Consider the following 20,701-nt stretch of genomic DNA (forward strand, 5'->3'; position numbering starts at 1 on the left):
TCGATTAAAAAGTGATTGATCTTATATTGATAGTTTGTATTATTGATGCTATTTAGTATATGAGAAACATATAATTGAAAAGAAATTACAAGTGGGTACCTATTTCATTGAAAGAAACGACTTGAATATAGGAAGTTTTTATAAGCCATTTTAATATAAAATATTTACGCATGAAATTGGTTGATCCCAAGGATTTATTAAAAGCGAGTGAGAGTTTAGGTTGGTTTGGCGGCGAGAGTTTTGCCAAATTATTAATGTATATTCTTCGCTTGAATAAATTGAATGATTTGTATTCAGCAAACTGTGAGAAAACAGGTGTTGAATTTATCAATGGTTTGATAGATGACTTAGGAATTAAATTTGAATTTGATGAAGAAGAGCTTAAACGAATTCCTTTAGATGGTAGTTTTATTAGTGTTTCTAATCATCCATTTGGAGGTATTGATGGTATCCTTTTAATCAAATTACTAAGCGATATTAGACCAGACTTTAAGGTAATGGCTAACTTTATTCTTCAAAAGATTGAACCGCTTAAGGATTGTTTCCTTGGCGTTAATCCTTTTGAAGATAGAAAAGCAGTTGCTTCTAGTATGGGAGGAATTAAAGAAGCATTACGTCATATGAGTGATGGTTCTCCTTTGGGAATTTTTCCTGCAGGTGAAGTTTCGGCTTACCAATCAGAGTCTAAAAATATTACCGATAAGCAATGGCAGCCTTCTATTCTTAAACTCATTAAGAAAGCTGAAGTGCCAGTTATTCCTATCCACTTTCAAGGAAGTAATAGCTTAATTTTTTATTTAATGGGAATGATTCATCCCATATTGAGAACGGTGAAGTTACCTTCTGAATTATTAAATAAAAAAAATAAAACGATTCGTATTCGTATTGGAAATCCAATTTCGCTGAAAGATCAAAAGGGCTTTACCGATATTAATCAGTACGGTCGTTTCCTAAGAGCAAAAACCTATATGCTAGGAAGTGCTGTTGAGGTTAAAAAATTCTATGAAAATAAATCTTCAAGTAAAAAGAAGAAGGCTGTAGATATTATTCCTGCTGTAGATGTTAATTTAATTAGTAAGGAAATAGAAGGTCTTTCGGAGTTCTTATTGTTTAAGGCGAAAAACTTTTCGGTTTATTGTGCACCATCTGATGATATTCCTAATCTTTTAATTGAGTTAGGACGATTGAGAGAAATTACATTTCGAGAAGTAGGAGAGGGTACAAATCACAGTATCGATGTGGATGAATATGATTTGTATTATCATCAGTTATTCATTTGGGATGAAGAAAATAAAAAAATTGTTGGCGCTTATCGTGTCGGAAAAGGAAAAGAAATTTTAGATAAGTATGGTTTAAAAGGATTTTATCTTCAGTCTTTATTTAAAATGCAAAAGGCTTTTCAACCGGTGTTGAGTGAATCAATTGAGTTGGGACGTTCTTTTATCGTTAAAGAATATCAAAGAAAACCTATGCCACTCTTTTTATTGTGGAAAGGTATTATGTATTTCTTACTTAAAAATCCTGAATGTCGATATTTAATAGGTCCTGTTAGTATAAGTAATGACTATTCTAATTCATCGAAAGATTTAATTATCAAGTTTATTATGCGTAATTATTTCGATTACGACATGGGCCAATTTATCAAATCGCGAAAGAAATTTAAGGTAAAAGTAAAAGGTCTTGATATGGATATTTTACTCGAAGCTGCAAAAAATGATATTAATAAGCTTGATAAATTAATTGGAGACTTTGAGGTTTCTAATGCTAAACTACCTGTTTTACTTAAAAAGTATATTTCATTAAATGCCAAGATTGTAGGTTTTAATATTGATCCCAACTTTAATGATTGTTTGGATGGGTTAATTGTTGTTGATTTATTCGATGTACCTGTGAAAATGATAGAGTCATTAACAAAAGAAATTAATAACGAAGAGGTTACTAGCCGTTTTGTTACTCGTGAAGAGAAGAATTAGCCTAGTTTATCTTTTTTAACACAATATTTTTATACAAGCATAGGTCAAATTATATATAATTACGATCTTTGCAACTTAATTTTTAATTTGAAAAAGGCTATCACTTGGATATTCAATATATAATTAAAGGAATTGTTATAGGTCTAATGGCGTCAATACCATTAGGACCTATAGGTGTCTTAATAATCCAAAAGACCCTACATAAAGGAAGACTTGCTGGTTTTATTTCTGGTTCGGGAGCTGCAGTAGCAGATACCTTGTTTGCGTCAATAGCAGTATTAGGCTTAGGTTTTGTGATTAACTTTATTGAAGCTCAGGAATTTTATTTTTCGCTGGTAGGATCAATATTCTTGGTCTTTGTTGGTTTAAGAATATTTTTTACGAATGCCATAAAACAATTCAGAAAATCTCAAACTCCTGGTAAAAGAGGCATGTTAGGCGATTTTCTTGCTATCTTTTTTCTGACACTTTCCAATCCAATTGCGGTTATATTCTTTGGAGCTATGTTTGCTGGAGCATCTGTTTTTGGTGATGCAAACTCAACTCGAGTATCAATGTTTTTATTACTAGGCGTGTTTTTAGGTGGCATGCTTTGGTGGTATGCACTTTCTACTTTGGTTAATATTTTTCGAAAGAAATTCAGATTAAAACAAATGTTCTGGATTAATAAGATATCTGGAATCATTATTGCCATCTTGGGCTTTCTGTTATTTTTATCTTGTTTTGAGCCAATAAAATCATTCCTAAATTGATAGAACTATAGTTCATAAAATATAAAAAAGGAGAAAGTAATTAATTTACTTTCTCCTTTTTCATTATGAGTATTTGATTTTTAGAGTTTACTTAATGGTAACTAAAGTAGCACCATAACCATATTCTTTAAAGGAAGCATCTTGTGAACTATGTCTTTTATATTTTCTTTTAAGTTCTGTAAGTACTTTTTGTTTTAGAGTACCATTTCCAATACCATGAATAAAGACAATCTTTTTCCCTTTATTACTTTCATTATCTCTCAATACTTCATGGAATTTATCCATTTGGAAATTAAGAATATCGGCATTAGAAAAGCCAGTAACAGAATCTATTAGCTTGTTAATGTGTAAGTCTACTTCTAAAATATTGGTTTTAGGATTTAATTTTGGACTTTTAATTTTTGTCGTTTCGCCTTCTTTTTCCCTAATTATTTTTTTGAAATCTTTTTGGCTTAATTCATCTAGTTTTTGCTCTATATTATCAGCAGTCAGCTTATAAAGAATCACTTGTTCGTGAAAATAATCGGTAAGCTTATACGAACTAGATTTGAAGAACTTTATAGCTGGAATTTTTACTGTTTTATTGATAGGTGCTTTCGGGCTAAAATTTCCTGCTTGGTAATACAGTATCTGAAAGTTAAAAGCACTTAAGTTTCCAAGATTTTTCTGATCGAACTCTGTTAATAAAATTTTAGAGTTAGGATCGATGTTACCTGTTGTGATGCCTTCAAATCTCTCGCCATTCTGATTAAAAAAATTGTAAAGAAGAATAGAATTTGTATCGTTAATAAGGTATAAATCAAGTGGACTTGAAGTTATATCGTAACCAGCTTTAGGTACAAAAGCAAAATAGATATCTTCCTTTTGAACTTTTAGCGGTTCGCTTTTTGCACTTGTTGTTACACTTTTAGTTGTAGTTAGACTATGTGAAGCTGAAGAATTGCCTTCCGCCTGAGATGTAATAACAACTAAATCCTTTTTAAGAGTTGGAATTTCAAATTCATCTTCATCATTAAGGACAATAACAGTTTTAGCATCTAATATGCGTGTAACTTTACCGCCACCTGTTTCGTTGAGAAATTTAACTTTATCTCCAATATTTATTTGCATGTGATTTATTGTTTATAGCCTATAGATACATGATTTGTATAAATAACCAATCAATTATGTGGAATCTGAGGCATTGTTTTTATAATACGAACAAAGTTAACTATTTTTACGCACCAATTCTATTCTATGATTAATGAGAATGGTATTGTTTAGAAAAATATAGAGGAGAGATGGAAATTAGAACTGAAGAAACAATAATGAGTCTGCAACAAATTCAGATATCAGATTTTACATACGATTTACCAGATGAGAGAATTGCTAAATACCCTTTAGGTAATCGAGAAGAATCAAAGTTACTCGTATTTAAGAATAGTGAAATTGTTGAAAGAGGATTTCAAAATTTACCAGAAGAGATTCCAGAAGGTACAACTATGGTTTTTAATAACACTAAAGTTATTCAGGCTAGGTTAATTTTTCATAAAGCAACTGGAGCACGTATAGAAATATTTTGTTTGGAGCCTATGAGTCCTGCAGACTATGGACTTGCGTTTGAAGCTAAAGGTGTTTGTACATGGAAGTGTATAGTTGGAAACCTTCGTAAATGGAAATCTGAAGTTCTAAAAATGAGTTTCTTGCACGAAGGCCAAGAGGATTTTCTTTGCGCAGAACATATCGAGAATTTAAACGGAGTTCATGAGATTCAATTTACTTGGGAGAATAAAGAATTAAGTTTTAGTGAAGTTCTTGAGATTACAGGTAAAATTCCTATTCCTCCTTATTTGAATCGTGATACCGAGAATTCTGATTTAGTTCGCTACCAAACAGTTTACTCTAAATATGAAGGTTCTGTAGCTGCTCCAACTGCTGGGTTGCATTTTACCGATTCGGTATTTAGTCGACTAGATGAACTTGGGGTACATAGAGCCGAACTAACTTTACATGTGGGTGCTGGTACATTTAAGCCTGTAAAAGTAGATCATATTGGTGATCATGTTATGCATACAGAGCATATTCAGGTCAATATTAAGAGTTTAGAGCAAATAATTAATGCTGAAAATAAAATTATTGCAGTCGGAACAACTTCAGTAAGAACGCTTGAAAGTTTGTACTGGATGGGTGTAAAGTTATTATCAGGCAAAGAAAACCCATATATGCTTGGACAATGGGATGCATACACTTTAGATGGAAGTTATTCAAGAATTGAAGCTTTTCAAGCCATTGTTGATTTTATGAAAAAAGAGAATATTTCTTTATTTAATGCTGCAACTCAGATTATTATAGCACCTGGTTATGACTTTAAAGTAATATCAGGATTAGTAACTAATTTTCATCAACCCAAAAGTACGTTGTTATTATTAATTTCAGCTTTAGTGGGAGACAAGTGGCATGAAATTTATGATTTTGCATTAAATAATAACTTTCGATTCTTGAGTTATGGCGATAGTTCATTATTGATGAAGCCATAATTATAGATATGTTAATAGAATTTATTATATTTATTCTCTATAAGGGTTTTAAACTTTACTGTTAGAGTTTAAAAATCAATTTATTCGTTTAAAAGGAATACTTTATTTATGAGAAACCTCTTTTATATTGTAGCTTGTATACTTATATCGATTGTTGTTGGATTATTGTCTACTTATATCTCTCCAGAATTATTTACGTCTGTTAAGTCTAATGATAATAGTGAATTAGTTTATGTTGAAATCGTTGAGATTGAACCTGAAGCAAGTATTGAAAAGCCTGAAGAACCAACTTTAGAGAATGAAAAAGATATATCGAATCAAGTTAAAACTGCAAAAAAAGAAAAAGAAGCGGATGATAATTATATAGAGGAACTGCCACCAGAAACATTGTTTCGAATAAATAGATATGGAAAATGGGAGTTTTGGAATTACTACCGCGATCTTACTCGTGTAAAATTCTCTAAGAAGATGAGAAATCTTTATGAAGAGACTTATAACATTACAAATAAGAAAGAACCAAAATTTAAATATTCAATCCATGTCTTTGCAAGTAAAAATAAGACGCTTATAAGTTATTTAAAATTGAAGGGCCTTTATGAGAATTTTGATATGAATGAGAATTTGTATCGATATTTTTATAGAAGCTTTGATAATTATTGGGTATGCCGTAGAGAGCTGAGGGAAGTTCGATCCAATGGATTTCCAGATGCTTATATCGTGAAGTTATAATTGAACTTAGGTTTAAGATTTAAAAATATATAAGACAAAAAAAAGAGTAGCTAGTTGCTACTCTTTTTTTTACTATTGAAGATCTATTGATCTTTTGATCTTGGATGACAATTTTTAATTGTCTCTTTCAAATAATCTCTATCTAAATGAGTGTAGATTTCAGTTGTTAAAATAGACTCATGACCTAACATCTCTTGAACAGCTCTTAAGTCAGCACCACCTTCAACTAAATGAGAAGCAAATGAGTGACGGAAAGTATGAGGAGAAACATTTTTAGTTAAACCAACTTTCTTAGAAAGGTTCTTTATAATAGTGAAAATCATAACACGAGAAAGTTTACGACCTCTACGGTTAAGGAATAAAATATCTTCACTATCCTTATCAATATTTAATTTACCTCTATTGTTCTTAAGATATAGTTTAATCTCCTTTTTAGCTCTTTTTCCAATTGGAATTAAACGCTCTTTACTTCCCTTACCATGAATTTTAATAAACCCCATTCTAAAATGTAAGTTAGAAACTCGAAGGTCAATTAATTCAGAAACACGTAATCCACATGAATAAAGAGTTTCTAGAATTGCTCTATTTCTTTGTCCTTCAGATTTGTTTGTGTCAACAGCTTTAACTAAAATGTCGATTTCTTCAACAGTTAGTGTATGTGGTAGTTTACGTCCAATTTTTGGAGCTTCTAATAAAGCCGTTGGATTTCTGTCAATAATTTCTTCAAGTAATAAATATTTGAAGTAAGCTTTAATTCCAGAAATAACACGAGCTTGTGTTCTTGGGCTTGTTCCTGCATCATTAATCCAAGTTACAAAGTCCTTAAGGTCTTGTAAAACAACCTCGTTAGGAGCCACGGTTCTTCCTTGTTCCTTAAAAAAAGTTGTTAATTTTGTAATGTCATTGATGTAAGCATCAATAGAATTCTTGGATAAAGACTTTTCTAGCGTGAGATAAGTCTTGAAATTGTCAATTGTTGTAGTCCAATTCATTTCAATTAATTTTTAAGTATGTAGTTTAGTTGTAATTGTTAATCAAACTATTTAATTAGTTTTGTTTTAACGTTAGCAAGATACGTACTTTTATGATAATATAACAATACATTATCGTAGTTTATTACGTAAAGTTTGTTAAAAAAAACAAAAAGTCTATGTTAAATTAATTTGAAATTTTGACGAAATGAAAATTTTGATACTAAATGGACCTAATTTAAATTTATTAGGTACAAGAGAAAAAGCGATTTATGGCTCGGAAAGTTTTGATCAATATTTCGACGAATTAAAGCTATTATTTCCAGATTCTATTTTGGAATATTTTCAATCCAACATCGAGGGTGAGATCATTAATAAGATACATGAAGTTAGAATGTCTTGTGATGGAATTGTTCTTAATGCTGCGGCTTACACCCATACTTCTATAGCAATTCGAGATGCTATTTCTGCGATTGATATTCCTGTTATCGAAGTACATATTTCTAATGTACATCAAAGGGAATCATTTAGACATACGAGTTTAATTAGTGCAAGTTGCATTGGTGTAATTGCTGGTTTTGGTCTTGATTCATACCGTTTAGGAGTGGAAGCTCTTATGAAAATTTAATGAGGTCTTGTTTATTTTTTTGACAAATGTCATTTTTTTTATTGATAGGAAATTTATTATTTGTTGATTTTTTCTATTTATCAAAATTGACGAATTACTGTTTTAGTTAGACTAAAATAAGAATGATCACTTAAATTAAGATTCTGTTGTTAATTATTTAGACTTATTCCAATTTTCATTCCGCAAACGTTTTACAAAGACAAAATTTATTAATAATCTGCGATAAGCTAAGTTTAAATCTCTAAAATTCATACCTTGTTTCTAAAGAGGAAATTGAAGTATGTATGGTGTACTTACTTGGATTTATAAGATGAGTAGTGTTATAAATATCTTATTGTATATAAAACATAATCATTTAAAATCAGTTATTCTTTTTATTTAAAGGTTAATATTATTATTAATAGTTTTCCAGTTTATTAAAGTTAAGTCTTGTTTTAGGCTAGAATCGTATTGATAATGATTTTTGAATTTAATTAAAAGTTGATTTATTATTAGAACAAGTATTCTGATAAGGAATATAGGCTGTTAGTTTGCATTCACCATTTCATAAATTTATTATTTTTTACTTTTAAAAAAGTAAGTGCTCAGATTAAATTAAAACTTTGTTATGAAGAAAGGTACTAAGATCATTGCAACAATCTCAGATAAAAAATGCGATGTTGAATTTTTAACTGCACTCTTTGAGGAGGGGATGAATGTTGTTCGTTTAAATACAGCTCATCAATCACATGCTGATGCTCAAAAAGTAATTGATAATGTGAGAGCTGTATCGGAAAAAATAGCCTTGTTGATTGATACTAAAGGACCTGAAATCAGAACAGCTAATGTCAAATACGATGTTTATCTATCTAAGGGAGATAAGATGAAAATTGTAGGGTCTGAATCTGTTTTGACAGGCAAAGATATATTCTCTGTTAACTATGAGTTTATTGTACGAGACATTGAAGTTGGAAATAGAGTACTTATTGATGATGGGGATCTTGAATTTTTAGTGACTGAAAAAAATGAAGAGTTTTTGACAGTTGAAGCACAAAATGATGGTTATTTAAAGGATCGTAAGAGTGTTAATATTCCTGGCGTTTCAATCGACTTACCATCATTAAGTAAGAAGGATAAAGAGTTTATTCAGTTTGCTATAGATCAAGATATAGATTTTATTGCTCATTCTTTTGTTCGTAGAAAAGAAGATATATTAGGAATACAAGAAATTCTTGATGCGAGAGATTCTAAAATAAAAATTATTGCTAAGATTGAGAACCAAGAAGGCGTTGATAATATTGATGAGATTATTGAATGTGTTTATGGTGTAATGGTAGCTAGAGGTGATTTAGCTATTGAAATTCCAGCTGCTAAAATCCCTGTTATACAGCGAGATATAATTCGTAGATGTGTGGATAAGAAAAGATCGGTTATAATAGCGACTCAAATGTTGCATTCGATGATAGAAAATCCACGTCCAACTAGAGCTGAGGTAAGTGATATTGCAAATGCAATATATACAAGAACCGATGCAATCATGCTAAGTGGTGAAACGGCTTATGGAAATTATCCTATCGAGGCGGTTAAAGTAATGACTAAAGTGGCAAAGGAAGTTGAAAAGGAATTGTTGCCAGATAAATTATTTCATAAACCAACTCATAAGGCTGTAACATCAGTTTTGGCAAGATCGGCTGTTAATGCTTCGCAATATCTTCCTGTTAAAGCAATTGTTACAGATACACTTACGGGAAGAACAGGTCGTTACTTGTCATCTTATAGAGGAAATGTTCCTGTTTATGCTCTTTGTTATTCAAAACGAGTGATGAGAGAATTGGCTCTTTCATTTGGTGTGGAAGCTGATTATAAAGAACAATTGGATAGTCGTGACGAGTTCGTGAAAGAAGTCATGTTTACTTTGATGGGTAAAGGATACTTTAAAAGTGAAGATTCTATAATTATATTGGGTGGTAGTTTTGGCCCATCTAAAGGCGTTAGTTTTATGGAAGTTTCAAATGTTTATCAATTGACACATAAGGTTTGATTTTATTAAACTTAGATAAAAAACAAAAGCTCATATCAAATTTGATATGAGCTTTTATTTTTAGGTGGAATTACAATTATTTGGGCATCATTACGATTTTCATTTCACAACGCTTACAGTCGAATTCCAAACGGTATTTTTTATTGTTACTATCAACTAAATATAGTGGGCCTGGTTTTTCACCTATCGATTTCACTAATTTTGAACATTTGCCAAATTCATAACGTAGGCAATGTTTTGTTACCATTAGCGTTTTCCCATCATAATTTTTTTGAAGCTCAAAAGCTTGTTCAATATCATTTACCCCGCACTTTTTATAAAAGTCTTCAGCCTTATAATTGCTTACATTGCCCATATAAGAAATCTTATCTGAGTCATATTTTGGGTGTGAAATTAGAGGTTGAGTTTTCTCTTTTTCAGCAAGTTCAATACGAGTTTGAGTCAAACTGTCAAGCGTTTCTCTTCTAAGCTCATTTAATAATTTAGCTTGGATAAATGGTGTTTCATTAAAGTTCAATTGAATTGAATTTAACTCATAAATTGAACTACCAAGTTTAGATAACTGTTTCTTAATATTGCTTTTAGCCATTTCCTCATTCTGGGCTAATTCAAATACACCATCTATACTATTCGATGCAGAAACACCATTCTCATCAGTAATATGTATAAAGTATTGTTTATCCTGTTGTTCAAAAAGAATATCAATAGATATTTTACGAATACTTTTATCTTGCTTTAATTCTTTTGCAAATTCATGATCATTATTGCGGTAAAGTGTCACACCATCGCAAACCATACTCATATCATTGGGGTAAATTTTATCACACTTAACACCATTAACCTGTATTCCGGTTAAAAGTTTATTCTTGTTGAAAAAGCATAAGCCATCACCATTGTGAATAGGATATTTGCTTTTAATCTGGAAATGATCTTTTCTTACTCCTATAATATTACCAATTTCTTTACCCAATGATTTGGGTGAGTAGAAGTTGGCTATGTCGGGAACTCTTCCTTTAAAGAAGTAAGGTGTGAATCCGCGATTAAAGGTTCTATCAGGATCAGCCTCAAAATTAACTTTAACATTTCCTGAAGAAGCTCTTTCTAGTTCTTTGTTTTTACTTATTGTTTCATCTAGCTTTTGACTGTAATGACTGGTAATATTTTTGATATAAGAAATATCCTTTAGTCTACCTTCAATTTTAAGGGAGCAAATACCAGCATTTACAATCTCACTTATTTCATTCGAAAGGTTCAAATCTTTAAGCGAAAGCAGATACTTGTCTTTGGCAATAACATTTCCTTCGGCATCTTCCAAATTGTATTTCATACGACAAGCTTGAGAACATTCGCCTCTATTTGCTGATCGACCCGAAATGGCATGAGAAAAATAGCATTGTCCGCTAAAAGATACGCAAAGAGCACCATTAACAAAATATTCTAAATCGACATTTGTGTTAGCTCTAATAACTTTTATTTGTTCAAGAGATACTTCTCTTGCTAGAATAATACGCTTAAAACCCGCTTTTTCAAGAAATTGAATCCTCTCCAAATCATAATTATGAGTTTGAGTACTAGCATGTAGTTCAATAGGAGGTAAGTCCATTTCTAAAATACTCATGTCTTGAATAATAAGAGCGTCAGCACCTAGTTTGTATAGTGCATTAATCTGTGCCTCAGCTTCCTTTAGTTCATTGTCATATAAAATAGTATTCATTGCAATAAACACCTTAGCCCAATATTTATGAGCATATTTTATAAGTTTTCCTATATCTTCCAATGTATTGCCAACTGCGGCACGGGCACCAAATTTTGGAGCGCCTATATAAACAGCATCGGCACCATAGTTAATAGCAGCCATGCCTGTTTCGAGGTTTTTAGCAGGAGCTAAAAGTTCTATTTTTCGCATTATTTCTAGTTTGAGTGCGAAGGTAATGTTTTAAAATGATATTTAGTTTAGATGATTACTTACTCTTGATTGATGTTGATTTTAAAAGGATAAAATTTTATTTAGTGTGTAATTATACACCAAAATTCAATTAGTATTTCGTAAATTGTTTTTCAACCGAGCTATTCTGTTGTTTTTATAGGCTTTCTTGAAGTTTTTTATTCAGCTAATCGCTTTTTTTCTACATTTATGTTTTTTAGCGTCTTGAAATTGTGATTTTAAGAGCTGTATAAATCCTATCATTATCTTAATTATTAATGAATTCAATTATACGAAATGTCTACACAAGGTAATTTTATGAACTTTTCTTATCTAATTTACGAAGAACGTGATGAAGTTGGTATTCTGACTTTAAACCGTCCGGATGCTTTAAATGCTCTTAATAATGAGGTCTTTGACGAATTACAGTCTTTTCTAGTTTTGTTTAAACAGTCGATTAATGTTAGAGTATTAATTATTACTGGAGCTGGGAGAGCTTTTGTTGCAGGTGCAGATATCAAAGAACTTCAAAATATGTCTGTTCAGGACGCTTATGATTTTGCTGAGAAAGGAAAATCTGTGTTTCGGAATATAGCTTTATTGCCAATTCCTGTCATTGCGGCTATCAATGGTTATGCATTAGGAGGCGGTTTAGAGTTGGCATTATCTTGTGATATTAGAGTGGCAAATAAGGATACTAAACTTGGAATGTCAGAAGTATCCTTAGGTTTAATTCCTGGTTTTAATGGCACTGTTGAGGCTTTAAAACAGGTTGGTTTGGGTCATGCTATGTATTTAATGATGACTGCTGATAGTGTAAAAGCAACTGAAGCATACGAATTAGGTTTGGTGCAAAAATTAGCTGAAGCTGATCAAGTTTTGGATGATGCTATTGATATGGCTAAGAAAATTGCTAAAAATAGTCCCAATGCACTTCGAATATTAAAAACAGTTTTGCGTGAAGGAAAAGAAATGACTCGTACCGATGCTGAAGAAATGGAATCGAGAGAGTTTGGAAACTTATTCGACGAAAAGCAGACTGAGAGAATTGAAGGTGTTAATGCATTTATAGAGAAACGTAAACCTAATTGGAAGTAATCACAATTTTTAGATTTATAATCTGAACATAAAATCAAATAACAAAATGAACTACATAAATAAGTACACAAACATTAGTTTATTAGGTGCTGCTGGTAAAATGGGTAGTGGTATTATGGCCCTTTTAGCATTTGAAGTCGGCAAACTTAAAATTGGTGCTAAACGTGAAGAAAATTTCATTATTAATGCCATTGATGTTTCTCCAAAAGCTCTAGAAGGTTTGTTGAAATATTTAAAATCTCAACTACTTAAATATGGTGAGAAAAATATCGTTGAACTAAGAGAATGGTATAAGAATAATGCTAGCCTTGTTGATAATGAGGAAGTGATTAATGCTTATGCTACCGATGTGATGGCAATGATTAAAACCAGCACGCGTATTGAAACGGCCTACGATTCTCAGCTTGTTTTTGAAGCCATTAAAGAAGACAAAGCGCTTAAAGTAAAGTTATTTTCACAGATTAAGCAGAATAACCCTGATGCTTGGTTTCTGAGTAATACATCTTCAATTCCTTTAGGTGAGATTGATACAGAAGCAGGTTTGAATGGTGATATTGTTGGTTTCCATTTTTACAATCCTCCAGTAATTCAAAAATTGCTTGAACTCATTCCAGTTGAGAATATAAATTCCGATTTGCTTAAACTTTCAGAAGAATTAGCGAAATCGATGAGAAAGGTTGTCGTATATTCTAGTGATGTAGCTGGTTTTATTGGAAATGGTCATTTTATGCGTGATGCTTTATTTGCATTAGACCAAGCCAACGGAATGACTAAGGATATTAAGTTGGCTGATGCCATTTACCGTGTTGATACAGTAAGTCGCGATTTACTGCTTCGCCCAATGGGAATTTATCAACTAATGGATTATGTGGGTGTTGATGTGATGTGTTTTATTCTAAAAAGTATGCAAGCTGCTTTTCCTCAAGAAAAATTGTCTCATGAAATCTTGAATAAATATATCGAGCTTGGTGTAACTGGAGGTCAGTATTCTGATGGTTCTCAGAAAGATGGTTTCTTTAAGTATGTAAAAGGTAAGATTGTTGCAGTTTACAATATGGATGCGAAGGCTTATAAGGATATCGAAGAAGTTAAGATAGCTAATGCAGATTATTTTGCACCTCAGCCTTCTGTAATTTTAGATTGGAAAACTGTAATTCGCGAAAGAGAAAGAGAAGCCATGTTAGCACCTTTCTTTAAGGAATTAAAAACATTGAATAGCTCAGCAGCAAAATTGGCTGTGGCTTATGGACTAAAATCAAAAGCTATTGGACAATTATTAGTTGATGGTGGAGTTGCTGCTGATACCAAAGCTGTAAATAAAGTGATGGAGACTGGTTTTTATCATTCCTATGGTCCAGTAAACAATTATTTCGAATAGAATTATTTTTCCAACAGATATTATAAAGCTCAACTTAGGTTGAGCTTTTTTTTGTCTTATTATTTTGTTTTTTCATTGAATAATAAATTCAGTATAAAAATAATCTAAATTGCATTTAATAATTTGAGCTATTCATAATGTTTCTGCTAATAGGATCGAATTTATTATGTTTATTCTTAAATAAATATGCTTGTGAAGATTCTGATTTTAAGTGAATTATTACTAAATTAAGTAAGTGGAAAGAGATTTGCTTCATTCTTTAAGTTTAGATGATTAGAGTCTTAAGATCTAAATTAAGTTGAAAGTAAACTTTCCGTTCGTTTGAATCGAAATTCATTAAAAACGCTAACTTCTATGAAATCCCTTCGCCGAAAAATCTACATGATTGCTGGTTATAATACCATATCAATGGGAACAGGCCGTTCAGAATTTAACCCTAAAAAAGGAAGTCGATCGCTAGAAAGTTATATAAAAGAGGCTGGGCAAGCTGTATTGGAAATAATTGGAGGAGCTGATAAAGTAGATGAAGGGGTCATTGGCAATTTTATGGCTGCACGATTTAATAATCAGGGAAATTTACCCGCATTCTTCTCTTTAATTGATGAAGGGTTTAAATATAAACCATCTATAAGTGTCGAAGGAGCGTGTGCTTCTGGAGGATTAGCTTTGATATCAGCTATTAAATCGGTTTTGGCTGAAACGGCTGATGTGGTTTTAGCTGTGGGTGTTGAGGTGCAGAATACAAAGAAAGCGGTTTATGGTGCCGATATTCTTGCAGGTGCAGGATGGAATCAATCTAGAAAGAAAGGACATGCCTATTTCTTTCCTGGTGTGTTTAGTGATAGAGCTGGAGCTTACTATAAAAAATATGGAAAAGATAGAACACGCATAGCTATGAGTCAGTGGTATGTTAATGCTATTGAGAATGCTAGGTTGTGTCATACTGCCCAAGAATCAGAAAATAAAAAATCCAATTTATTTGATACGGCACATAAGATGCCATTAAATCCAAAGAAATTTGTTGACCATTTAACGGTTCTAGATTGTTCTAAGGTTTCAGACGGAGCTTCGGCTATAGCAGTTGTTTCCGAAGATGGTCTTAAAAAAATAGGCTTTAAGCCCGAAGAGGCTATCGAGGTGCTTGGTTTTGCACAAATGGCTTCAGATATTACTCAAGATCCCACAGATATTACCGTATTGGATACTACAAAAAATGTTGTTAAAAAAGCACTAAATATGGCAGACATAAGTGTCAGTCAATTAGGAACAATTGAATTACACGATTGCTTTTCTATTGCAGGTATTATGGCAATTGAAGCTATAGGCTTAGCCGAGCCAGGAAAAGGAATCGATTTTGTAATTGATGGAAAAACAAAAAGAGACGGAGAAATGCCTATTAATACAACTGGAGGTTTAATTGGATGGGGACACCCAACGGGAGCTACTGGAGTTCATCAAGCCGTAACGCTGTGGGAACAATTGACAGGTAAAGCTGGTGATGCACAAATTAAAATTAATGCAGATAGACCTTATGCTTTAAGTATTAATATGGGCGGAGATGACAAAACTCTGGTTTCCATTGTTTATAAAAAAGGCTAAAACACATAACTACGAAATACAACAAACTACTAATCCTTAAATAACCACACTATGAATTTTGAACTCACCGAAGAACAAGAAATGATTCGAGATGCTGCACGTGATTTTGCACAGCGAGAATTATTGCCTGGAGTTATTGAACGTGATGAAAACGCAACCTATCCAACCGAACAAGTTAAACGATTAGGCGAGTTAGGATTTTTAGGCATGCTAGTCGATGTAGAATATGATGGAGGAGGAATGGATGCTGTTTCCTACGTTTTAGCTATGGAAGAAATCTCAAAAGTAGATGCATCGGTCTCAGTTATTATGTCTGTGAATAATTCCTTGGTTTGCTGGGGAGTTCAAAAATATGGGAGTGAAGCTCAGAAACAGGAATTCTTAAAACCAATGGCTAGAGGAGATAAGATTGGAGCCTTTTTGCTTTCAGAACCAGAAGCAGGATCGGATGCTACATCACAAAGAACTACTGCTGTTGATATGGGCGATCATTACTTGATAAATGGCATCAAAAATTGGATTACCTCTGGTGGAACGGCTTCAACCTATTTATTGATTGCTCATACGCATCCAGAAAAGAAACATCATGGGATTAATGCCTTTTTAATAGATTCAAAGCTTGATGGAATTACTATTGGTCCTCACGAAAATAAGATGGGAATGCGAGCTTCTGATACGCATTCGGTTATGTTTAATAATGTGAAAGTGCCTAAAGAGAATCGCTTGGGTGAAGATGGACAGGGTTTTACTATTGCAATGAAATCACTTGAAGGTGGACGAATTGGAATCGCTTCGCAAGCTTTAGGAATTGCTTCTGGAGCTTATGAATTAGCCTTGAAATATGCGCAAGAGAGAAAAACTTTCGGTAAAGAAATTTTTAAACATCAAGCCATTGCTTTTAAATTAGCAGATATGGCCGTTGAAATTGAAGCTGCTCGTTTCTTTTGTTTAAAAGCTGCTTGGCTAAAAGATCAAGGTAAGCCTTATGGACAAGCAAGCGCTATGGCTAAGCTTTATGCTGCCGAAACAGCTATGAAAGTAACGACAGAAGCAGTGCAGATTCATGGTGGGAATGGCTATGTGAAAGAGTACCATGTTGAACGTTTGATGCGCGAAGCGAAGCTTACACAGATCTATGAAGGTACCTCTGAAATACAGAAAATTGTGATTTCAAGGGGCTTGTTAGCCTAGATTGCTTATCTTAATTAAGTATTCAAGAATGTTAAATTACTTGTTGATAAATTAATACTAACTACAAAAGTATAAACCATATGAAAATATTAGTTTGTATCAGTAATGTTCCCGATACCACCACCAAAGTAAAATTAACCGATGATAATAAGCAGATTGATAATGCAGGTGTTCAGTGGATTATTAACCCTTGGGACGAATTAGCTTTAACTAGAGCGATAGAACTAAAAGAGGATAGCTCCAATACGATTGATGAAGTCTGTGTTGTAAATGTAGGCCTAAATCAGAGTGATGCTACCTTAAGAAAAGCATTAGCCATTGGCGCCGATAAAGCAATTAGAATAGATGCAGAGCCTTTAGATGCCTATTTTGTTGCAGGTCAAATTGCTGCCTATGTTAAAGAGAATCCTTTTGATATCGTATTAAGTGGTATTGAATCTAGTGATTATAACGGTTCTTCGGTAGGAGGAATGCTTAGTGAATTTATGGATTGCCCAGCCATTTCATCAATGACAAAACTTGATGTTGAGAATGAAAATATTATTATCCATAGAGCGATTCCAGGTGGGAAACAGATATTAGAATTAAAGCCTCCTTTTATAGGAATTGTTCAGAAAGGAATCACTAATGAACCTCGAATTCCGGCTATGCGTGGTATTATGATGGCAAGGAAAAAGCCTTTAGAGGTTGTTGCAGCCGTTGAATTGGATTCACTTAGTCATATTGTAGAGTTCGAATTACCAAAAGCTAAAGCATCATGTCAAATGATTGCTGCTGATCAGTTGGAAGAATTGGTACATCTACTAAAGTCTGAGGCTAAAGTTTTATAGCTTAATAGTATTGATTTAAGTTATAGTGATTAGTTAAACTAGATAAGATAAATTCTAAAATATTATATGCTATGTCAGTAATCGCATTTGCAAAAAATTGGGAGGGGAAATTTAAAAAATCGACTTACGAGTTGGTTTCTTATGCCAAAGATTTGGCTTCTCGCTTAAATACACAAACACTTATTCTGTCTATAGGAGAGGTTGATGAATCAGAATTAAATAAACTAGCTCAGTATGGAGCAGATAAAATTATTTCAGTTGATGATTCTCGTTTAAATATACTAAGTAGTCGCATTTATGCTGAGGTTATTAGTCAGGTTGTAAACAAGGAAGGAGCTTCTTATGTTATTCTGAGTGATAATAATTCAGGAAAGGCCATTTCACCACGTTTGTCGGTTAAACTGAAAGCAGGCTTGGCAGCTGCTGTTCTAGATGTTCCAAAATCATTGGATCCATTTATCATCAAAAAGCGCGTTTTTTCAGGCAAAGCTTTTGCTTACGTTCAAATTGATTCTGAAAAGAAAATTCTGACCCTATCGAAGAACTCCTTTGGGATTGTAGAAAATCCAGCGGTTTTAAATATTGAACGTTTTACGCCAGAGTTGGCTGATGATATTTTTAAGATTAAGGTAAATTCTGTTGAGAAAGCCGATGATAAGATGATTTTGGCAGATGCTGATATCGTAGTTTCGGCAGGAAGAGGCATGAAAGCAGCTGAAAATTGGCAACCTGTTGAAGATCTTTCTTCTGTATTAGGTGCCGCAACAGCTTGTTCACGACCAGTTTCCGACGATGGTTGGAGAGGACATGAAGAGCACGTTGGGCAAACGGGTAAGGTGATTGCTCCAAACTTGTATTTTGCCATTGGCATTTCAGGAGCTATTCAGCATGTAGCTGGTATTAATCGTTCTAAATGTATAGTTGCAATTAACACAGATCCCGAAGCACCAATATTTTCAATTGCAGATTATGGCGTTGTAGGTGATGCAATGACTGTACTTCCAAAATTAACAGAGATAATCCGTAGTGGAGAGTAATATTGATTGAGTCAGCTTAAGTAGCTGACTTTTTGTTTTCCAATTTATAAGCTAAGCCTATTTATCATGATAAAGCAAATTTTATTTACTGTTGTTTTTCTTATAACTCTAGGTGTCTTTGCCTGGTCTGTATTTCGCTTATGGTCGTTTTTTAAACTGACCAAGCCAGCTTATCCTATCAAGAATATATCTGCAAGAATAACACGTACTTTAAATGTTGCATTTGGACAGAGTAAAATATTTAGAAAACCAGTGATTGGTTTTATGCATGCGCTTGTTTTTTGGGGCTTTCTTGTCATTACAATGGGCAGTGTTGAGATGGTTTACGATGGATTGGTTGGCTTTGATCGATCTTTCGCTTTTATGGGTACTTTTTATGATGTTATTATTGCATCGGGCGATGTGTTTGCCCTAATTATTTTAGTTTTCATTGTTCTCTTTATTGTTAGAAGAAAATTTATGAACATCAAGCGATTTAAAGGTGTCGAGATTACACCAAAAGCAAATTTAGATGCTCAGCTTTCTCTCTATTTTATAGGTTTATTAATGCTATCTCTTTTAGTATTTAACTTGGGTTATATCAGCAATCATTCCAATGAAATATTGGGTGTTTATCCTGTGTCATCCCAAATTATTCAATGGACTTCATTTGATTTTGGTGTTATGCAAGAATCAGGATGGTGGACTCATATTCTTCTGATTTTTATTTTTGCGAATTACTTGCCATACTCTAAGCACTTCCATGTGTTTTTATCTATACCGAATGTCTTCCTTTCGAATCTTGATCCTCTAGCTAAATATCCAAATTTGGATTCTGTTACAAAAGAGGTGAAGTTAATGTTAGACCCAAATGCAACTTATGACGAAACAGATGAGGTTACGCGTTTTGGTGTAAAGGATGTTGAAGATGTGACTTGGCGAAATTATATGGATTCTTTAGCTTGTACACAGTGCGGACGTTGTACTGATGTTTGTCCAGCTAATATTACTGGGAAACTTTTATCTCCAAGAAAGATACTCGTTGACCTTCGTCATAGAATGAATGAAAAAGGAGCTCTTTTACTTAAGGGTACTGAGGATACAAAGAGCTTGGTTAGAGATTATATAAGTGAAGAAGAAATTTGGGCATGCACCACATGTAATGCATGTGCACAAGAGTGTCCAATAGAAATAAGTCAGCCAAATTTGATTATGGATATGCGACGCTATCTCGTTATGGAAGAGGCTTCGGCTCCTGCAGGATTGAATGCCATGTTTGCAAATATTGAAAATAATGGTGCTCCATGGCAATTTTCTCCTGAGGATAGAATGAAATGGGCGGATTAATTGTGATGTTTTGATAGAAATTATTTCGCCCCTTTGGGGTTTAATGATTCGTGTTTATAATTCAAAGGCCTACGACCTTTGCTATTTATCGCACCCCTTTGGGGTTTGACAATAATTTAGGGGTGGGACTTTGAAAAGAGAATGATGTTATTAAGATTATTGTTTTTTATATATGAATTGAATTATAGCCACAAAGAACATGATTATTAAGATTAGTGTAAAACCCGGATATTAGAATTAGAACAAGATATTGAACCCCAAAGGGGGTAATAAATAGTTAAGGATGTAACTTAAGTAATAAAAAGAATGCAGTATGAATTAACTTATTGTCTACTTTTTTGTTGCAAGTCCAATACTAAGCCCCAAAGGGGCAAGATTAATGAGATCAGGGTATAGCCCTGATATTAGGATTAGAACAAGACATTAAACCCCAAAGGGGTGTAATAAATAGTTAAGGATGTAACTTAAATAATAAAAAGAATGCAGTATGAATTAACTTATTGTCTACTTTTTTGTTGCAAGTCCAATATTTCATTCAGATCAGGGCGTTCAATATACAGCTGCTAAATTTAGAGACTTATTCAAAAAGAAATTTATCACACAAAGCATGAGTCGAAAGGGTAATTGCTGGGACAATGCTGTAGCTGAATGTTTCTTTAAAATAATTAAATCTGAAATGATAGATCACAGATACTACTATTCTCATTTTCAAGCTAAAATTGAAATAGT

16 protein-coding genes and 1 pseudogene are annotated in these 20,701 nt (G+C 32.9%); 14 read left to right on the forward strand and 3 right to left on the reverse strand.

Translation table 11 applies throughout. The features are described 5' to 3' along the window. Positions 1 to 170 precede the first annotated feature (170 nt). Together EMN46_RS14430 and EMN46_RS14435 are read left to right on the forward strand one after the other, a co-directional pair. Entirely contained in the window at positions 171 to 1,973 is a 1,803-nt protein-coding gene (locus EMN46_RS14430; protein ID WP_154201525.1) for a lysophospholipid acyltransferase family protein, read from the forward strand. Between the two features lie 104 nt (positions 1,974 to 2,077). Continuing rightward, complete coding sequence (locus tag EMN46_RS14435) at positions 2,078 to 2,725, forward strand: LysE family translocator (RefSeq protein WP_229130383.1); 648 nt, start codon at positions 2,078 to 2,080, stop codon at positions 2,723 to 2,725. Positions 2,726 to 2,812: 87 nt separating this feature from the next. On the opposite strand, the gene EMN46_RS14440 is transcribed toward EMN46_RS14435, so the two are convergent. Beyond that, entirely contained in the window at positions 2,813 to 3,835 is a 1,023-nt protein-coding gene (locus tag EMN46_RS14440; RefSeq protein WP_154201526.1) for a DUF2027 domain-containing protein, read from the reverse strand. Between the two features lie 170 nt (positions 3,836 to 4,005). Here EMN46_RS14440 and EMN46_RS14445 point away from each other — a divergent pair, with 170 nt between their 5' ends. Together EMN46_RS14445 and EMN46_RS14450 are read left to right on the forward strand one after the other, a co-directional pair. After that, entirely contained in the window at positions 4,006 to 5,241 is a 1,236-nt protein-coding gene (locus tag EMN46_RS14445) for an S-adenosylmethionine:tRNA ribosyltransferase-isomerase (protein ID WP_229130384.1), read from the forward strand. Between the two features lie 108 nt (positions 5,242 to 5,349). Then, positions 5,350 to 5,970 (forward strand): hypothetical protein, encoded by a 621-nt coding sequence (locus tag EMN46_RS14450; RefSeq protein ID WP_154201527.1) that lies wholly within the window; start codon positions 5,350 to 5,352, stop codon positions 5,968 to 5,970. Between the two features lie 83 nt (positions 5,971 to 6,053). On the opposite strand, the gene xerD is transcribed toward EMN46_RS14450, so the two are convergent. After that, entirely contained in the window at positions 6,054 to 6,962 is a 909-nt protein-coding gene (xerD, locus tag EMN46_RS14455) for a site-specific tyrosine recombinase XerD (RefSeq protein WP_154201528.1), read from the reverse strand. A 187-nt stretch (positions 6,963 to 7,149) separates the two neighbouring features. On the opposite strand from xerD, the gene aroQ reads away from it, so the two are divergent. Together aroQ and pyk are read left to right on the forward strand one after the other, a co-directional pair. Then, positions 7,150 to 7,569 (forward strand): type II 3-dehydroquinate dehydratase, encoded by a 420-nt coding sequence (aroQ, locus tag EMN46_RS14460; protein ID WP_154201529.1) that lies wholly within the window; start codon positions 7,150 to 7,152, stop codon positions 7,567 to 7,569. 607 nt (positions 7,570 to 8,176) lie between these two features. Next, entirely contained in the window at positions 8,177 to 9,589 is a 1,413-nt protein-coding gene (pyk, locus tag EMN46_RS14465; protein WP_154201530.1) for a pyruvate kinase, read from the forward strand. Between the two features lie 76 nt (positions 9,590 to 9,665). On the opposite strand, the gene EMN46_RS14470 is transcribed toward pyk, so the two are convergent. Beyond that, positions 9,666 to 11,495, reverse strand: coding sequence for a U32 family peptidase (locus EMN46_RS14470; protein WP_154201531.1), 1,830 nt, complete (start codon positions 11,493 to 11,495; stop codon positions 9,666 to 9,668). Positions 11,496 to 11,810: 315 nt separating this feature from the next. Here EMN46_RS14470 and EMN46_RS14475 point away from each other — a divergent pair, with 315 nt between their 5' ends. The 8 genes and pseudogenes from EMN46_RS14475 to EMN46_RS14510 all read left to right on the forward strand — a co-directional run. Beyond that, the gene (locus EMN46_RS14475; protein ID WP_154201532.1) at positions 11,811 to 12,611 is read left to right on the forward strand and encodes an enoyl-CoA hydratase/isomerase family protein; all 801 of its coding nucleotides are present in this window, start codon (positions 11,811 to 11,813) and stop codon (positions 12,609 to 12,611) included. A gap of 46 nt (positions 12,612 to 12,657) precedes the next feature. Then, complete coding sequence (locus EMN46_RS14480; protein WP_154201533.1) at positions 12,658 to 13,989, forward strand: 3-hydroxyacyl-CoA dehydrogenase family protein; 1,332 nt, start codon at positions 12,658 to 12,660, stop codon at positions 13,987 to 13,989. A 354-nt stretch (positions 13,990 to 14,343) separates the two neighbouring features. Continuing rightward, positions 14,344 to 15,588: a beta-ketoacyl synthase N-terminal-like domain-containing protein gene (locus EMN46_RS14485; protein WP_154201534.1), complete on the forward strand. Its 1,245-nt coding sequence runs from the start codon at positions 14,344 to 14,346 to the stop codon at positions 15,586 to 15,588. A gap of 51 nt (positions 15,589 to 15,639) precedes the next feature. Then, positions 15,640 to 16,779, forward strand: coding sequence for an acyl-CoA dehydrogenase (locus tag EMN46_RS14490; RefSeq protein ID WP_154201535.1), 1,140 nt, complete (start codon positions 15,640 to 15,642; stop codon positions 16,777 to 16,779). An 80-nt stretch (positions 16,780 to 16,859) separates the two neighbouring features. Beyond that, positions 16,860 to 17,609, forward strand: a complete 750-nt coding sequence (locus EMN46_RS14495; protein WP_154201536.1) for an electron transfer flavoprotein subunit beta/FixA family protein — start codon at positions 16,860 to 16,862, stop codon at positions 17,607 to 17,609. 71 nt (positions 17,610 to 17,680) lie between these two features. After that, positions 17,681 to 18,646 (forward strand): electron transfer flavoprotein subunit alpha/FixB family protein, encoded by a 966-nt coding sequence (locus EMN46_RS14500; RefSeq protein WP_154201537.1) that lies wholly within the window; start codon positions 17,681 to 17,683, stop codon positions 18,644 to 18,646. A 66-nt stretch (positions 18,647 to 18,712) separates the two neighbouring features. Next, on the forward strand, positions 18,713 to 19,972 hold the full coding sequence (locus EMN46_RS14505) for a (Fe-S)-binding protein (protein WP_154201538.1): 1,260 nt from the start codon (positions 18,713 to 18,715) through the stop codon (positions 19,970 to 19,972). 523 nt (positions 19,973 to 20,495) lie between these two features. Next, positions 20,496 to 20,701: pseudogene (locus EMN46_RS14510) on the forward strand (IS3 family transposase); the annotation flags it as partial.

This window comes from Ancylomarina sp. 16SWW S1-10-2, assembly GCF_009669305.1.
Classification (GTDB): domain Bacteria; phylum Bacteroidota; class Bacteroidia; order Bacteroidales; family Marinifilaceae; genus Ancylomarina.

Excerpts from the sequence above, each read along its gene's own strand:
- EMN46_RS14485 (WP_154201534.1), top strand. The coding sequence starts at position 14,344 with ATGAAATCCCTTCGCCGAAAAATCTACATGATTGCTGGTTATAATACC.
- EMN46_RS14505 (WP_154201538.1), top strand. The coding sequence starts at position 18,713 with ATGATAAAGCAAATTTTATTTACTGTTGTTTTTCTTATAACTCTAGGT.
- EMN46_RS14475 (WP_154201532.1), top strand. The coding sequence starts at position 11,811 with ATGTCTACACAAGGTAATTTTATGAACTTTTCTTATCTAATTTACGAA.
- EMN46_RS14445 (WP_229130384.1), top strand. The coding sequence starts at position 4,006 with ATGGAAATTAGAACTGAAGAAACAATAATGAGTCTGCAACAAATTCAG.
- EMN46_RS14500 (WP_154201537.1), top strand. The coding sequence starts at position 17,681 with ATGTCAGTAATCGCATTTGCAAAAAATTGGGAGGGGAAATTTAAAAAA.
- aroQ (WP_154201529.1), top strand. The coding sequence starts at position 7,150 with ATGAAAATTTTGATACTAAATGGACCTAATTTAAATTTATTAGGTACA.
- EMN46_RS14450 (WP_154201527.1), top strand. The coding sequence starts at position 5,350 with ATGAGAAACCTCTTTTATATTGTAGCTTGTATACTTATATCGATTGTT.
- EMN46_RS14470 (WP_154201531.1), bottom strand. The coding sequence starts at position 11,495 with ATGCGAAAAATAGAACTTTTAGCTCCTGCTAAAAACCTCGAAACAGGC.
- EMN46_RS14440 (WP_154201526.1), bottom strand. The coding sequence starts at position 3,835 with ATGCAAATAAATATTGGAGATAAAGTTAAATTTCTCAACGAAACAGGT.
- EMN46_RS14480 (WP_154201533.1), top strand. The coding sequence starts at position 12,658 with ATGAACTACATAAATAAGTACACAAACATTAGTTTATTAGGTGCTGCT.
- EMN46_RS14495 (WP_154201536.1), top strand. The coding sequence starts at position 16,860 with ATGAAAATATTAGTTTGTATCAGTAATGTTCCCGATACCACCACCAAA.
- xerD (WP_154201528.1), bottom strand. The coding sequence starts at position 6,962 with ATGAATTGGACTACAACAATTGACAATTTCAAGACTTATCTCACGCTA.
- EMN46_RS14430 (WP_154201525.1), top strand. The coding sequence starts at position 171 with ATGAAATTGGTTGATCCCAAGGATTTATTAAAAGCGAGTGAGAGTTTA.
- pyk (WP_154201530.1), top strand. The coding sequence starts at position 8,177 with ATGAAGAAAGGTACTAAGATCATTGCAACAATCTCAGATAAAAAATGC.
- EMN46_RS14490 (WP_154201535.1), top strand. The coding sequence starts at position 15,640 with ATGAATTTTGAACTCACCGAAGAACAAGAAATGATTCGAGATGCTGCA.